Below are 15,643 nucleotides of genomic sequence, written 5' to 3'. Positions count from 1 at the left end.
CTGTGACACCATCGCCGCTTTCGCCGTTCGGAGTCGTTGTGTCGTGATCGTTCGTGATCGCCCCGGTGCGCTCAGGCTGATGCTGGCCTGGAAGGGCTCGGTCGTGCCCCATATCCTCCCCCACATCCTGCTGGCCGGGCTCTTCGCCGCGGTGGTCACCTGGGTCTCCCGCCATCACTACCTGGATGGCATCGTCGAGTACACGCTGCTGCCCTTTACCCTCATGGGGATCGCGCTGTCGATCCTGTTGAGCGTGCGCAACACCGCGACCTACAACCGCTGGTGGGAGGCTCGTCGGCAGTGGGGGCGCATGGTCTACGAGATGCGCAGCCTGGCCCGGGCCGGCGGCATTCACCTCGACGCGGCGCGTCGCCGTGAGCTGATGATGCGCGCCCTGGGCCATGCGCATCTCTTGCGTGGGCAGCTGCGCGGGGAGGACGTGCGTGCGGACCTGCCGGCCTCGCTGTCCACGGTCCTGATCGACCAGGCGCTGGCCACCCGCAATCCCGCGGCCCTCATGCTGCAGCGGGCCGGCGACGTGGTGGCCGAGGCGCGCCGGGAAGGCGAGATCGACTCGGTGGCCGCGGCGGCGCTCGACCAGCACCTGCACGGCATGGCCGGCATCCAGGCCGCCTCGGAACGCATCGCCCAGACGCCGCTGCCGTTCGCCTACACGCTGCTCGCGCATCGCACCGCCTACGTCTACTGCTATCTGCTGCCCTTCGGACTGGTGGCGGGCGCCGGCTGGTTCACCCCGGTGTTCACCGCCATCGTCGCCTATACCTTCTTCGGGCTCGACCGTCTCTCTGAGCAGCTGGAATTCCCCTTCGGCCGGGAGGCCAATGACCTGCCGCTGGACGCCATCTGCCGGGTGCACGAGATCAGCGTGGCCGAGGCGCTGGGCGACCCGGCACCCGAGCCGCTGCGGCCGGTGGCGTTCGAATTGCAGTAGCCGACGCCGGCCTGGAAGGCGCCATCGCCCGGCCGTTCCGCGAAGGGGTGTCCTGCATCCCCGAATGCCGGCCGGGTCCTCGCTTGGCGATTCTCCACGAGGCTCGAGACCGTCGAGCTCCCTCCCTACCACCGGACTGCCGCCATGTATCGCGCCCTCTTTCGCTATTTCGAGACCCTGGTGAACCCCTACCCGGAGGACCATCGGGGCACGCCACCCAAGGGGTTGTTCGCCTTCATCCTGCACTTCTCGCGGCCGGTGCTGCCGCTGCTGGTCGTGATGTCGCTTCTCACCGCCCTGGTCTCGGCGGCGGAGGTGGTCTTCTTCGGCTACATGGGCGACCTGGTGGACTGGCTGGCCGCCGCCGAGCGCGAGGGCTTTCTCGCCGAGTACGGCTGGCGCCTGGCCGGCATGGCGGCGCTGGTGGTGATCGGCCTGCCGCTATTGACCCTGCTCCAGGCGCTGGTGACCCACCAGAGCATCTTCGGCAACTACCCGATGATCGGCCGCTGGCTGGCGCATCGCCATATGCTCGGCCAGAGCCTGGCCTTCTACCAGGACGAGTTCGCCGGACGGGTTTCCCAGAAGGTGATGCAGACGGCCCTGGCGATCCGCGAGACGGTGATGAAGCTGATGGACCTGATGGTCTATGTGCTCGTCTACTTCACCGGCGCCATGCTGCTGATGGGCCGCGCCGAGCCCTGGCTGATGCTGCCGCTGGTGGCGTGGCTCGTCGGCTATCTCGGCATCATGTGGGCCTTCGTGCCGCGCCTGCGGGCGGTCTCCATGGCCCAGGCCGACGCCCGGGCGGTGATGACCGGGCGCATCGTCGACAGCTACAGCAATATCCAGACCATCAAGCTGTTCGCCGATACCCGTCGCGAAGAGGAATACGCCCGAGACGCCATGAAGGGTTTCATGGGCACCGTCTATCGGCAGATGCGCCTGGCCACCGGCCTGACCGTCAGCCTGACGGTGCTCAACTCCCTGTTGCTGGCCGGCGTGGCCGCCATGGCCATCGGCGCCTGGTACCTGGAAGTGGTGTCGCTTGGCGTCATCGCCGTGGCGATCGCCCTGGTGATGCGGATCCGCTTCATGTCCGACTGGATTCTCTGGGAGGTGGCGAGCCTATTCGAGAACATCGGCACCGTGCAGGATGGCCTCAATACCATCGCCCGGGAGCCCGCGGTGACCGACGCCCCCGATGCCGGTGAGCTCGCCGTGCCCCGAGGCGAGATCCGCTTCGAGGCGCTGCGCTTCGGCTACGAACGGCCGGATGGTGAGGGCCGCAGGGTCTTCGATGGCCTGGACCTCACCATCGCCCCGGGCGAGAAGGTGGGGCTGATCGGCCGCTCCGGGGCCGGCAAGTCGACCCTGGCCCACCTGCTGCTGCGCTTCTACGACCTGGAGGGCGGACGCATCCTGATCGATGGCCAGGCGATCACCGGGGTGACCCAGGCGTCGCTGCGGCGGAAGATCGGCATGGTCACTCAGGACACCTCGCTGTTGCATCGTTCGGTGCGCGACAACATCCGCTACGGCAGCCCCGAGGCCAGCGAGGCGCAGATCCGGGAGGCGGTGCGCCGCGCCCATGCCGATACCTTCATCGATGATCTGGTGGATCTCCAGGGGCGCCGCGGCCTGGATGCTCATGTCGGCGAGCGGGGCGTAAAGCTCTCCGGCGGCCAGCGCCAGCGCATCGCCATCGCCCGGGTGCTGCTCAAGAACGCCCCCATCCTGGTGCTGGACGAGGCCACTTCGGCGCTGGACTCCGAGGTGGAGGCGGCGATTCAGGAGCAGCTCTATACGCTGATGGAGGGCAAGACGGTGATCGCCATCGCCCACCGGCTGTCGACCATCGCCATGCTCGACCGCCTGGTGGTGATCGACGAGGGGCAGATCGTCGAGAGCGGCACCCACGCGGAACTGCTGGCCAGGGACGGCCTCTATGCCGCCCTGTGGCGGCGCCAGTCCGGCGGCTTCATCGGCGAGGATATCGATGACGAGGTCACGCCGGTGCGGGCCGAGCCGGCCACCCGGGGCGACGGGCACGACTGAGGGCTCGCGCCAGGGCAGGGCGGCTCGGGAATGGCCGTGTCTTCATGTGGTGCGATTGGCGCCGCTTGCCGCTCGATCCGTGTCGAAGCGTTCACGGGGCGGCGTCAGCGTTGCGGGGTGTGGTGGCTTCTGCGACGATCGCCTGGCGGAGTCCAGCGCCCCTCCATCACGGCTTTTCTGGCAAGGATGACGGGGATTCTCCCCACGCGAACGCACGGAGTCACACCTTGGACAGACTGGCGGTCATGAGGGCCTTCTGCCGCATCGTGGAGCGTGGCAGCTTCGCCAGGGCGGCGGAGGATCTCGGCATTTCTCCCGGGCTCTTGAGCCGTGACACCAAGCGCCTGGAACGGCACCTGGGCTGCACGCTGCTCACGCGCACCACCCGCAGAATGTCCCTGACCGAGCAGGGTCGCCTCTACTACGAGGAGAGTCGTCGCCTGCTCGCGGAGGTCGACCAGGTCGAGGAAAGGGTGCGCGCGCATACCGACCGCGTGCGGGGACGGCTGCGGATCAATGCGCCTCAGTCCTTCGGCCTGATGGTGCTGTCGCCGCTGCTGCCCGGCTTCATGGAGCGCTATCCGGAGGTCGAGGTGTCGCTGGCCCTGGAGGATCGCGTGATCGACATGGTCGAGGGCGGCTTCGACCTGTCGATCCGGGTGCGCGCCACCCTGCCGGACTCGAGCCTCATCGCCCGGCGCATCGCACCGGTGCACCAGCGACTGTTCGCCAGCCCGGCCTACCTGGCGGCCCACGGCACCCCGCGGGGGCCGGAGGCACTCGCCGAGCATGAGGCGGTGAGCTACCTGTTGGCAGACGATGCCCATCACTGGGCGCTACAAGGCCCCGACGGTGCGGTCTCGGTGCCTTGCCCCGCGCGCCTGGAGGTCGGCAGCAGCCTGATGCTGCGAGATATGCTGATCGCCGGCCAGGGCATCGGCGCCCTGCCGGACTTCATCTCCGACCCGGCCGAGGCGGCCGGCCAGCTGGTGCGGGTGCTGCCTGCCTTCGAGCTTCCGACCCGACAGGTCTATGCCGTTACCGCCTCGCGCCTGGGTACCGACGCCAAGACCCTGGCCTTCCTCGATCACCTCAGGGAGCGGCTGGGCGGCTGATCCCCAGGTCGTGCCCTCGCTTTTCGGCACTCTTTACCCTGAGTAAAGAATGTCCTGCCATTTTCCCGCTTATTCTTCCTCTCATGCGGCCTCATGCTCTGTTTCGTCACCCATGCGAAACAGAGAGGCTTACCATGACCCGCGTTCTCGTTCTCTACTACTCCAGCTACGGCCATATCCGCTCCCTCGCCGAGGCGGAAGCCGAGGGCGCCCGCAGCCTTACCGGCGTGCAGGTCGACCTCCGCCGTGTCCCCGAGACGGTACCGGCGGCGGTGCGCCAGGCGGCAGGCCAGGTCATCGACGATACCCCGGAGGCCCGGGTCGAAGACCTGCCCGACTACGACGCCATCATCCTCGGCACGCCGACGCGCTTCGGCAACATGGCCGCGCAGATGAAGCAGTTCATCGATCAGGCCGGCGGGCTCTGGGCACGCAATGCGCTGGTCGGCAAGGTGGGCGCCGTCTTCACCTCCACCGGCTCGCAGCATGGCGGCCATGAGGCGGCGGTGCTCTCCACCCAGGTGCCCCTGCTGCACTTCGGCATGCTGATCGCCGGGCTGCCCTACACCTTCTCGGGCCAGATGCGACACGACGAGATCGTCGGCGGCTCCCCCTATGGCGCGGGGACCGTGGCCGGCGGCGATGGCTCGCGCCAGCCTAGCGACACGGAGCTGGCCGGCGCCCGCTTCCAGGGGCGCCATGTGGCCGAGATCGCCGCCCACCTGGTCGCCGGTCGCGATAGCTCGCGCCTTGCTATGCCGTCCGGAGAGGAGGTGGGCGTCTGATGAGCCTTCCGTCCACCCCCTCGCTGACCCTCGACTTCTTTCACGATGTCGTCTGCGGCTGGTGCTTCAACCTGTCGCCGCGGCTGCATCGGTTGGCCGAGGAGTTCGAGCTGCATGTCCGGCATCGCACCTTCGTCCTGCAGGACAGCCCTGAACGCATGGTGGAGGTCTTCGGCTCCATGGCCCGAGCCAAGGCGACCATCCTCGATCACTGGGCGGCCTGCCGGGAGGCCAGTGAGGCCCCAGAGCGCTTCAACATCGAGGGCATGCGCCGGGCTCCCTTCGACTATCCCCATGGCTTGCCCGGTGCCCTGGCCTGTCACGCCGCGCAGTACCTGGCGGGCCAGGCGGGCCACTGGCAGATGTTCGATGCCATCCAGGTCGCCCACCTCAGCGAGGCCCGCAACGTCGCGGATCCCAAGGTGCTCAGGGCCATCGCCCGGGAAGCGGGGTTCGGCACCCATGCCTTCACGCGGCTGATGGAAGACCCGGCGACGCTCGATGCCGTCCAGGCCGATCAACAACTGGCCCGGCGGTGGCGGGTCAGCGTGGTGCCGACGGTGATCGTGCGCGAGACGGGACAGCGGCTGGTCAATGGCCCGCTGGACAGCCTGCGCGCGCAGCTAGTCGACAACCTGAGCATCGTCGCCAACCAGCTCACCTCCTGATTTCCCGCACCGGGCTGATCTTCCTTCCGAAGCCCGGTGCCCTGACCGATGCGAGGCATCGCCATGAACCGCTTGACCGACCTGCTGCTCACTGCCCTGGCGCCCGCCGTCTGGGGGAGCACCTATATCGTCACCAGCGAGCTCTTGCCCCAGGGCTATCCGATCACGCTGGCCGTGCTGCGTGCCCTGCCTGCCGGTCTGCTGCTGCTGTTGCTGGTCCGCCGGCTGCCAGGGAGGGAGTGGTGGGGCAGGGTGCTGCTGCTTGGCGCCTTCAACTTCGCGATCTTCTGGACCCTGCTGTTCGTGGCGGCCTATCGGCTACCGGGTGGCGTGGCGGCCACCCTGGGCGCGCTGCAGGCGTTGTGCGTGTTGATCCTGGCGCGCGGCCTGCTGGGCACGCCGATCATGACGCTGTCGGTCATGGCGGCGATGGCCGGTGTCGGCGGGGTCGCCCTGCTGGTGCTCACCCCCGCCGCGGAGCTGGACCCTATCGGCGTGGCGGCCGGCCTCGGCGGTGCCCTGTCGATGGCGGCCGGTACGGTGCTCAGCCGCAAGTGGCAGCCACCGGTCTCGCCGCTGACCTTCACCGCCTGGCAGCTGACGGCGGGCGGCCTGCTGCTGGTGCCGCTGGCCTGGTTCGGCGAACCCGCGCTGCCCGCTCTGACAACGACCCACCTTGTCGGCCTTGGCTACCTTGGATTGATCGGCGCCGCCGTGACCTATTTCCTGTGGTTTCGCGGCGTCGCCCGCATCGAGCCGGCGGCGGTCTCGATGCTCGGGATGATGAGCCCGGTGACGGCCGTGGCGCTCGGCTGGTTGCTGCTGGACCAGAGACTGAGCCCGTTGCAGGCCGGCGGTGCGGTGATCGTGCTCGGTTCGGTGTGGCTCGGGCAGTGGGCGGCGCGACGCGGATCACGGCCTGCTCCTGCAATCGGAGCGCACTCGCAGACCTCTCCATTGCCGCGGTGATGGACACGCTATGATGGGCCTCCAGCGATCTGGCCGACGGCCGGGAGCCCATGGCGAGAAAGCCGCCTTGACCGTCCTGGAGGCATGGAAACCGACCACGATGGGAGGAAAGATCATGTTCGTGGCTGTATATGAGTTCGAGATCAAGGTTGGCAAAGAAGCGGAATTTCGCGAGGCGTGGCTGGAAGTGACCAAAGCGATTTACCAGCACTGTGGCAGTCTGGGCTCCAGGCTGCATAGAACCGATAACCCGAGTGTTCTGGTTGGCTACGCCCAATGGCCAAGCCGTGAGCAGTGGGAGAAGGACAAGGATGTGACAGACGAGCGGTATCTGTTGTCTCGTCAGACAATGCGCGAGTGCCTGGTGCAATCAAGGACGATCCACACATTGTACGTCTGTGATGACTATCTGAAATCGTGATGGGCATGCGCACCAAGGATGCTGCCTGAGGTGCCTTCGACGGGGCAATGTCGGCCATGATGACGCGAGGGGGATGTGCTGGTCGTGGTGGATGCCGGGCGTCGTAGATGTCGCGTTGATACGGGAGGTAATATGAAAGGCCCCAGCCCTGACGATAGAACACCGATGAAGGGATTTCCCCAAGTCGGCTACCTGAAGCATTACATTACCTCCGACCACATCGTGGTCGGCGACTACACCTACTACGACGACCCGGAAGGGCCCGAGCGGTTCGAGAGCAATGTGCTTTACCACTTTCCCTTTATTGGCGACAAGCTGGTCATAGGCAAGTTCTGTGCGATCGCCAGGGGCGTCACGTTCATCATGAACGGCGCGAACCACCAGGTGTCAGGATTTTCCACCTATCCGTTTTTCATCTTCGGCAACGGTTGGGAAAAGGCGGCGCCCGAAGAGGGCGATCTTCCCTACAAGGGCGATACGGAAATCGGCCATGACGTCTGGATCGGCTACGAGGCGACCCTGATGCCGGGCGTGAAGATCGGCAGCGGGGCCATCATCGCGAGCAAGTCCGTCGTGGTGGAGGACGTCCCTGCGTACAGCGTCGTGGGAGGAAATCCGGCCCAGGTCATCAAGCAGCGCTTCGATGACGCCACGATCGATGCGCTGCTGGAGATCGCCTGGTGGGACTGGAGTGCCGAAAAGATCACCGATCACCTCGGCGCCATCGTCGGCGGTGACCTCATGGCGTTGCGGCGTGCCGGTCGGTCCTGACGCCGTCGTCCAGCGGGCAGCTGCAAAATGCGGCATCATGAGCCATGACGGGTGAGGGGAGGCGTGAGGTCATGAAGGTCTGCATTGTCGGGGCGTCGGGCAAGCTCGGCCGGTACATGGTGCAGCAGGCGCTCGACCGAGGTGACGAGGTGGTCGGGGTATGCCGGGAGAAGAGCGTGGGCAAGCTCGCCGCCTTCGAGGGGCGCATGACGATCGTGCCCGGCGCGACGAACGATCCGGCGGTGATCAAGCCGGCGGTCGCCGGCTGCGACGGTGTGCTGACGGTGCTGGTGCCCTGGGGCGTTCAGCAGTACGCGACAGGAACCGCCCAGGCGGTGCTCGACCACGCCCGGCCGGGGGCGCGCCTCGTCTTTTCCTGTGGCTGGCATATCTCCCGCGATGGCCAGGACGTCTACCCCTGGAGGCTCAAGGCCGTCGTTGCGGTCTTCGGCTGGCTAGCGCGCCTGACCCGCTTCGCGGACCTGGATGATCAGGTCGAGGCCTGCCGGCGCGTGTTCGAAAGCGATACCCGCTGGACCGTCGTGCGGGGCAGCAATCTGGAGGAGGGCGAGAGCCAGGGCCTGCCGGTGTGGTCCCGGCATGTCGGCGATCCCATCCTCGCCAGCAACCTCACCCGCCGGGTGGACTTCGCCCGCTTCATGGTGGAGGCCCTCACCGACGATGCGCTGATCCAGGAGGCCCCGGCCATCGTGGGGTGCCGGACGCCGTCGGCGCTCGCGCACAGCGGGGCCCCTGCCGCCTGACCAGCAAATCCCCGCGGAGGTCATCAGGCGCGGGGGTGTCGCTTCGGGTGCGGCGTCTGGGGCGCTTACTTCGCACAGAGCGCCACGCCCACCTTGGAGCGGTTGGGGCGCCCGATGGCCTGGGTGATCCAGGTGCCGGTGGCGGCCAGCGCATCGAGGTCGATGCCGCTCTCGATGCCGAGGCCGTTAAGCAGGTAGACCACGTCTTCGCTTGCCACGTTGCCTGAGGCGCCCTTGGCGTAGGGGCAGCCACCGAGGCCGGCCACGGAGCTGTCGATCACCGCCACGCCTTCCTCGAGCACGGCGTAGAGGTTGGCGAGCGCCTGGCCGTAGGTGTCGTGGAAGTGGGCGGCGAGCTTGTCCATCGGCACGTCGCGGGCCACGGCCTCGAGCATGCGCTTGGCCTTGAGCGGGGTGCCTACGCCGATGGTATCGCCGAGCGAGACCTCGTAGCAGCCCATGTCATAGAGTGCCTTGGACACCTCGGCCACCTTGGCCGGGGCGATCTCGCCTTCATAAGGACAGCCGAGTACGCAGGAGACATAGCCGCGCACCCGCACCTTAGCCTTGCGGGCGCGCTCCAGCACCGGGGCGAAGCGCTCGAGCGATTCCGCCACCGAGCAGTTGATGTTCTTCTGCGAGAAGGCCTCGGAGGCGGCGCCGAACACGGCGACCTCGTCCACGCCGCACTCGAGCGCGGCCTCGAGCCCCTTGAGGTTGGGGGTGAGGGCCGAGTAGGTGACGCCCTGGCGGCGCGTCAGGCCCTGCATCACCTCGCGGTGGTCGGCCATCTGCGGCACCCACTTGGGCGAGACGAAACTCGCCGCCTCGATGTGGGTAAGTCCCGCGGCGCCGAGCCGGTCGATCAGTGCGAGCTTGGTCGTGGTGTCGATCGGCTCGGGCTCGTTCTGCAGGCCGTCCCGGGGGCCAACTTCAACCAGACGTACCTGCTTGGGGAAAGCCATGGGTTATCTCCTGTCTTGCTTGCGTCGGGCCGATGGTGAGGCTTGGCGTTGCGGCTTGGCCGGCCCGCGCGTTGCTGTGGCACATGTGGCGGTTGGGGGAGCGAGGGGAGGCCTGCGGCCTCCAATCGCGCTGCAAGCAGCGCTCCCACGAAGGGCTCCCCTCTCGCGGCAAGGGGGGGCGCCTGTCGGCGCCATTCGCGGTGCAAGCACCGCTCCCACGAAGGACGCCCGCTGCCATACCGCGTCGTTACTCGTCGGCGGCGAAGTCGAGCAGCACGTCGCCCTGGCCCACGGTGTCGCCGGCGGCGAAGTGGAAGCTCGCCACGTGGCCGTCGGCGGGGGCGGCCATGGTGTGCTCCATCTTCATTGCCTCCATCACCATCAGCGGCATGCCCTTCTCGACGCGGGCGCCGGGCTCGACCAGCAGCGCCACCACGGTGCCGTGCATGGGGGCGGTGAGGGTCGATTCGGCCTCCTGGCGGCCGTGGTCGATGGCGTCGATGCGCCGCCAGAAGAGGCGGGTCTCGCCGCGCGGGTCGACGATCACCACCACGTTGCGCTCACTCCCTTCACCCACCAGACGCGCCTGCAGGCGGCGGCGATGGCCGTTCAGGGTGATGGCCACGGCGTCGCCCTCAAGCGGGTCGAGGCGCGCGGTGAGGGTCTCGCTGCCGATGGTCAGGTGCCAGGCGGCGTCGTCGCGCTCGCGGGTGCCCTCGACCACCACCACGGCCTCGGAGTCGTCGTCATCCTGGGCATGGGCGGGATCGCAGAGGGCGATGCGGATGGTGTGCGGGGCGTTGAGGCGGAAGCCGTCGTGGCGGTCCCAGGGGGAGTCGCTCTCGCACTCGCGGGCCAGCTGGTGCAGGCCCACCAGGGCGGCCCCGGCGTACTCCTCGATGGAGTACTGCTTGGGCGCAAAGAGGGTCGCCTCGTGCTTCTCGATGAAGCGGGTATCGAGCTCGCAGGCCTGGAAGGCCGGATGGGTCGCCAGGCGCTGCAGGAAGGCGCGGTTGGTGACCACGCCCTGCACGTCCAGCGCGGCGAGCGCGCGGTTGAGGGTCGCCAGCGCCTGGGTGCGGTCGTTGCCGTGCACGATCAGCTTGGCGAGCATCGGGTCGTAGTGCATGGAGACGGCATCGCCGGTCGCCACGCCGCTGTCCAGGCGCACCCGGGCCGGGTCGAGCTCGGCGCCCTCGAGGTCCATGGCGAAGCGGGTGAGGGTGCCGGTGGCGGGCAGGAAGTCCTGCTCCGGGTCCTCGGCGTAGAGGCGCGCCTCGAAGCTGTGGCCGGTGATGGTGAGGTCTTCCTGGGCCATCGGCAGGGCCTCGCCCATGGCCACGCGCAGCTGCCACTCGACCAGGTCCTGGCCGGTGATCATCTCGGTGACCGGGTGCTCCACCTGCAGGCGGGTGTTCATCTCCATGAAGTAGAAGGAGCCGTCGGCGTCGAGCAGGAACTCGACGGTGCCGGCGCCCACGTAGCCGATCTCCTTGGCGGCGCGCACCGCGGCCTCGCCCATCTCGCGGCGCAGGCCCTCGCTCATGCCCGGGGCCGGGGCCTCCTCGAGCACCTTCTGGTGGCGACGCTGCACCGAGCAGTCGCGCTCGAAGAGGTAGACGCCCGCGCCGTGGCTATCGCAGAACACCTGGACCTCCACATGGCGCGGCTGGGTCAGGTACTTCTCGATCAGCATGCGCTGGTCACCGAAGGCGGCCTGGGACTCGCGGCGGCAGCCGTCGAGCGCGGCCTGGAAGCCCTCGCCGGACTCCACCACGCGCATGCCCTTGCCGCCGCCGCCGGCGCTCGCCTTGAGCAGCACCGGGTAGCCGATCTTGTCGGCCTCGGCCTGGAGCAGGGCGTCGTCCTGGTCGTCGCCGTGGTAGCCCGGCACCAGCGGCACGCCGGCGTTGGCCATGCGCGCCTTGGCGGCGGACTTGTCGCCCATGGCGGCGATGGCCGAGGCGGGCGGGCCGACGAAGACGATGCCGGCCGCCTCCAGCGCCTCGACGAAGGCGCCGTTCTCTGAGAGGAAGCCGTAGCCGGGGTGGATGGCGCTGGCGCCGCTGCGCTGGGCGGCCTCCACCACGGCCTCGACCTTGAGGTAGCTCTCGCGGGCCGCGGCGGGACCGAGGCGGATCGCCTCGTCGGCCTCGCGCACGTGGCGGGCGTTGGCGTCGGCATCGGAGTAGACGGCGACGGTGCGCAGGCCCATGGCACGCGCCGTGCGCATCACCCGGCAGGCGATCTCGCCACGGTTGGCGACCAGCAGGGTGTCGAAGGGGGTCGAACGGCTCATGAGCGGCGCTCCGTGGCGGTCGTGTCGGAAGTCGGGGAGGCGTCGGCGGTCCAGGCGGGACGGCGCTTGTCGAAGAAGCTGGCGAGCCCCTCCTGGCCCTCGGCACTGACGCGAAGCTCACTGATCACCCGGCAGGTGTGTTCGCGGGTGGCCTGGCTGTCGGGCTCGCGGGCGACCTCGGCGAGCAGCGCCTTGGTGGCGCGCTGGGCCTGGGGCGAGCCCGCGAGCAGCGTCTCGAGCATGGCGTCGACGGCGTCATCGAGCGCGTCGGGGGCGACCACCCGGTGCACCAGGTCGAGGCCCTGGGCGGTGGCGGCGTCCATCACCTCGGCGGTCAGCGCGTAGCGGCGCGCCTGGCGCTCGCCCAGCGCGCGCTGCACGTAGGGGCTGATCACCGCCGGCGAGAGGCCGATCTTCACCTCGGAGAGGCAGAACTTGGCCTTCTCGGAGGCGACCACCACGTCGCAGCAGGCGGCCAGTCCCACGGCGCCGCCGAAGGCCGCACCCTGCACCCGGCACAGGGTGGGGCAGGGCAGGGTGTCCAGGCGGTGCATCAGGGTGGCGAGCTTGCGCGAGTCGGCGAGGTTGCCGTCGAAGTCGTACTCGACCATGCGTTTCATCCAGCCGAGGTCGGCCCCGGCGGAGAAGCTCTTGCCCTCGGAGCCGAGCACCACAACGCGCACCTCGCCGCGGTGGGCGGCATCGTGCAGGCGCTCGAGGTGGGCGTTGAGCTCACTGATCAGGTGGTCGTCGAAGGCGTTGTGGACGTCCGGGCGGTCCAGCGTCAGCCGGGCCACGCCGCGGTCGTCGATCGTCAGTCGGGAATATGTCGGCGTCATCTCGACCTCACATCCGGAACACGCCGAAGCGCGTCTCTTCCACTTCGGCATTCAAGGCGGCGGCGAGCGACAGGCCGAGGACCTCGCGGGTCTGCAGCGGGTCGATCACGCCGTCGTCCCACAGCCGGGCGCTGGCGTAGTTGGGGTGGCCCTGGTGCTCGTACTGCTCGCGGGTGGGCGCCTTGAAGGCCTCTTCCTCCTCCTGGGTCCACTCGCGGCCCTCGCGCTCGATCTGCTCGCGCTTGACCTGGGAGAGCACGCCGGCGGCCTGCTCGCCGCCCATCACCGAGATGCGGGCGTTGGGCCACATGAACAGCAGGTTGGGCTCGAAGGCGCGGCCGCACATGCCGTAGTTGCCGGCGCCGAAGCTGCCGCCGATCAGTACGGTGAACTTCGGCACCCGGGCGCAGGCCACGGCGGTGACGAGCTTGGCGCCGTGCTTGGCGATGCCCTCGTGCTCGTACTTGGAGCCGACCATGAAGCCGGTGATGTTCTGCAGGAACACCAGCGGGATCTTGCGCTGGGCGCAGAGCTCGATGAAGTGTGCGCCCTTCACGGCGCTCTCGGAGAAGAGCACGCCGTTGTTGGCGACGATGCCCACCGGGTGGCCGTGGATGTGGGCGAAGCCGGTGACCAGGGTGTCGCCGTAGGTGCGCTTGAACTCGTCGAAGTCGGAGTCGTCGACGATGCGCCCGATCACCTCGCGCACGTCGTAGGGCTTCTTGAGGTCGGTGCCGACGATGCCGTAGAGCTCGGTGGGATCGAGGCGCGGCGGCCTGGAGGGCTGCATCTTCAGCTCGCCGCGCTTCTGCCAGTTGAGCCGCGACACGCAGGCGCGAGCCAGCTGCAGGGCGTGGGCGTCGTTCTCGGCGTAGTGGTCGGCCACGCCGCTCACCTTGGCGTGCACGTCGGCGCCGCCCAGGTCCTCGGCGCTGATGCTCTCGCCGGTGGCGGCCTTCACCAGGGGCGGGCCGCCGAGGAAGATGGTGCCCTGCTCGCGGACGATGATCGACTCGTCGGCCATGGCCGGCACGTAGGCGCCGCCGGCGGTGCAGGAGCCCATCACCACGGCGATCTGCGGGATGCCCTCGGCGGAGAGGGTGGCCTGGTTGTAGAAGATGCGCCCGAAGTGGTCGCGGTCCGGGAAGACCTCGTCCTGGCGGGGCAGGAAGGCGCCGCCGGAGTCGACGAGATAGAGGCACGGCAGGCGATGCTTGCGGGCGATCTCCTGGGCGCGAAGGTGTTTCTTAACGGTGAGCGGGAAGTAGGTGCCGCCCTTGACCGTGGCGTCGTTGGCGACGATCACGCACTCCACCCCGGAGACGCGGCCGATGCCGGTGACCACGCCGGCGGCGGGCACCGGGCTGTCGTAGACCTCATGGGCGGCCAGCGCCGAGAACTCGAGGAAGGGCGAGCCCTCGTCGAGCAGGTGGTCGATGCGGTCGCGCACGAAGAGCTTGCCGCGGGACTCGTGGCGGGCGCGGGCCTTCTCGCCACCGCCGCGGTGGATGTCGGCGGTCAGCTCGCGCAGCTGGCCGACCTCGCGGCGCATGGCGACGTCGTTGGCCTGGAAGACGTCGCTGCGCGGATTGATCTGGGTCTGGAGGATGCTCATGGAACGCCGCCCTTACTTGGATTCGTTGAAGATCTCGCGGCCGATCAGCATGCGCCGGATCTCGCTGGTGCCGGCGCCGATCTCGTAGAGCTTGGCGTCGCGCAGCAGCCGCCCGGTGGGGTACTCGTTGATGTAGCCGTTGCCGCCGAGCAGCTGGATGGCGTCCAGTGCCACCTGGGTGGCCTTCTCGGCGCAGTAGAGGATCACGCCGGCGGCGTCCTTGCGCGAGCTGCGGCCGCGGTCGCAGCCCGCCGCCACGGCATAGAGATAGGCGCGGCAGGCGTTCAGGGTGGTGTACATGTCGGCGATCTTGCCCTGCACCAGCTGGAACTCGCCGATCGACTGGTTGAACTGCTGCCGCTCGTGGACGTAGGGCACCACGATGTCCATGGCCGCCTGCATGATGCCGATGGGGCCGGCGGCGAGCACGGTGCGCTCGTAATCGAGGCCGCTCATCAGCACCTTCACGCCGCGGCCCACCTCGCCGAGCACGTTGGCCTTGGGCACCGCGCACTCCTCGAACACCAGCTCGCAGGTGTTGGAGCCGCGCATGCCGAGCTTGTCGAGCTTCTGGGCGGTGGAGAAGCCGGGCATGCCCTTCTCGATGATGAAGGCGGTGATGCCCTTGGAGCCGGCGTCCGGGTCGGTCTTGGCGTAGACCACCAGCACGTCGGCGTCGGGGCCGTTGGTGATCCACATCTTGTTGCCGTTGAGGACGTACTTGTCGCCTTCCTCGCGGGCGCGCAGCTTCATGGAGACCACGTCGGAGCCGGCGCCCGGCTCGGACATCGCCAGGGCGCCCACGTGCTCGCCGCTGATCAGCTTGGGCAGGTACTTCGCCTTCTGCTCGGCACTGGCGTTGATCTTGAGCTGGTTCACGCAGAGGTTGGAGTGCGCGCCGTAGGAGAGGCCCACCGAGGCGCTGGCCCGGGAGATCTCCTCCATGGCGATGCAGTGGGCGAGGTAGCCCATGCCGCTGCCGCCGTCCTCGTCCGGCACGGTGATGCCGAGCAGGCCCATGTCGCCGAACTTCTGCCAGAGGTCGTTCGGGAAGGCGTTCTGCTCGTCGATCTCGGCGGCGCGCGGGGCGATCTCGTCGCGGGCGAAGGCGTTGACGTGATCGCGCAGCATGTTCAGCTCGTCGTCGAGGCCGAAGTCGAGGGGTTGGTAGGGCGTGTGCATGGCAGGGCTCCCGTCGTGTCAGGTGATGCGCCCCGGACGAGAGGGGCGCAACCGGCAAACTGGTGTCATCGAAAATGGCAGATGGCACAAGACTAGGTGAGGTTGACGTTAACGTAAAGTGGAGGTGTGGGCGGCTACGACGAATGTCGCAAGGAGGTACAGAAGGAGGGTGTCGAAGGAAGGTGTCGAAGGAAGGCATAGGCAAGAGGTGCCGACAGGCGTTGGGCGCGGCGGCCGAGG

General features: G+C 68.4%; 14 protein-coding genes. 9 read left to right on the top strand and 5 right to left on the bottom strand.

Features of this window, described 5'->3' with window-relative positions; all coding sequences use genetic code 11:
* Nucleotides 1-43: 43 nt before the first annotated feature.
* The 9 genes from FIU83_RS10210 (at nt 44) to FIU83_RS10170 (ending at nt 8,503) form a co-directional block, all read left to right on the top strand.
* Entirely contained in the window at nt 44-952 is a 909-nt protein-coding gene (locus FIU83_RS10210) for a bestrophin family protein (RefSeq protein ID WP_152483954.1), read from the top strand.
* A 144-nt stretch (nt 953-1,096) separates the two neighbouring features.
* Nucleotides 1,097-3,010: an ABC transporter ATP-binding protein gene (locus FIU83_RS10205; protein ID WP_152483953.1), complete on the top strand. Its 1,914-nt coding sequence runs from the start codon at nt 1,097-1,099 to the stop codon at nt 3,008-3,010.
* Nucleotides 3,011-3,255: 245 nt separating this feature from the next.
* Entirely contained in the window at nt 3,256-4,125 is an 870-nt protein-coding gene (locus FIU83_RS10200) for a LysR family transcriptional regulator (RefSeq protein WP_152485328.1), read from the top strand.
* 134 nt (nt 4,126-4,259) lie between these two features.
* Nucleotides 4,260-4,910 (top strand): NAD(P)H:quinone oxidoreductase, encoded by a 651-nt coding sequence (gene wrbA, locus FIU83_RS10195; RefSeq protein ID WP_152483952.1) that lies wholly within the window; start codon nt 4,260-4,262, stop codon nt 4,908-4,910.
* The gene (locus FIU83_RS10190) at nt 4,910-5,578 is read left to right on the top strand and encodes a DsbA family protein (RefSeq protein ID WP_152483951.1); all 669 of its coding nucleotides are present in this window, start codon (nt 4,910-4,912) and stop codon (nt 5,576-5,578) included. The genes wrbA and FIU83_RS10190 overlap by 1 nt, the downstream gene beginning before the upstream one ends.
* A gap of 63 nt (nt 5,579-5,641) precedes the next feature.
* Nucleotides 5,642-6,547, top strand: coding sequence for an EamA family transporter (locus FIU83_RS10185; RefSeq protein WP_152483950.1), 906 nt, complete (start codon nt 5,642-5,644; stop codon nt 6,545-6,547).
* 10 nt (nt 6,548-6,557) lie between these two features.
* Nucleotides 6,558-6,968, top strand: a complete 411-nt coding sequence (locus FIU83_RS10180) for an antibiotic biosynthesis monooxygenase (RefSeq protein ID WP_253939441.1) — start codon at nt 6,558-6,560, stop codon at nt 6,966-6,968.
* A gap of 132 nt (nt 6,969-7,100) precedes the next feature.
* On the top strand, nt 7,101-7,739 hold the full coding sequence (locus FIU83_RS10175) for a Vat family streptogramin A O-acetyltransferase (protein WP_152483949.1): 639 nt from the start codon (nt 7,101-7,103) through the stop codon (nt 7,737-7,739).
* A gap of 71 nt (nt 7,740-7,810) precedes the next feature.
* Nucleotides 7,811-8,503, top strand: coding sequence for an NAD(P)-dependent oxidoreductase (locus FIU83_RS10170; RefSeq protein ID WP_172976071.1), 693 nt, complete (start codon nt 7,811-7,813; stop codon nt 8,501-8,503).
* A gap of 65 nt (nt 8,504-8,568) precedes the next feature.
* Here FIU83_RS10170 and FIU83_RS10165 read toward each other — a convergent pair whose 3' ends face one another.
* From FIU83_RS10165 to FIU83_RS10145, 5 genes are all read right to left on the bottom strand, one after another.
* Nucleotides 8,569-9,468: a hydroxymethylglutaryl-CoA lyase gene (locus tag FIU83_RS10165; protein WP_152483947.1), complete on the bottom strand. Its 900-nt coding sequence runs from the start codon at nt 9,466-9,468 to the stop codon at nt 8,569-8,571.
* A gap of 247 nt (nt 9,469-9,715) precedes the next feature.
* Nucleotides 9,716-11,767, bottom strand: coding sequence for an acetyl/propionyl/methylcrotonyl-CoA carboxylase subunit alpha (locus tag FIU83_RS10160; protein WP_152483946.1), 2,052 nt, complete (start codon nt 11,765-11,767; stop codon nt 9,716-9,718).
* A complete protein-coding gene (locus FIU83_RS10155) occupies nt 11,764-12,606 on the bottom strand; it encodes an enoyl-CoA hydratase/isomerase family protein (protein WP_152483945.1) in 843 nt (280 codons plus the stop codon). Before FIU83_RS10155 ends, FIU83_RS10160 begins: the two co-directional genes overlap by 4 nt.
* 7 nt (nt 12,607-12,613) lie before the next feature.
* Complete coding sequence (locus FIU83_RS10150) at nt 12,614-14,221, bottom strand: carboxyl transferase domain-containing protein (RefSeq protein WP_152483944.1); 1,608 nt, start codon at nt 14,219-14,221, stop codon at nt 12,614-12,616.
* Between the two features lie 12 nt (nt 14,222-14,233).
* On the bottom strand, nt 14,234-15,403 hold the full coding sequence (locus FIU83_RS10145; protein WP_152483943.1) for an isovaleryl-CoA dehydrogenase: 1,170 nt from the start codon (nt 15,401-15,403) through the stop codon (nt 14,234-14,236).
* Nucleotides 15,404-15,643: the final 240 nt, after the last annotated feature.

The sequence above is a fragment of the Halomonas sp. THAF5a genome (genome assembly GCF_009363755.1).
Lineage (GTDB): Bacteria > Pseudomonadota > Gammaproteobacteria > Pseudomonadales > Halomonadaceae > Halomonas.
This window is presented reverse-complemented; position numbering and strand designations above follow the sequence as displayed.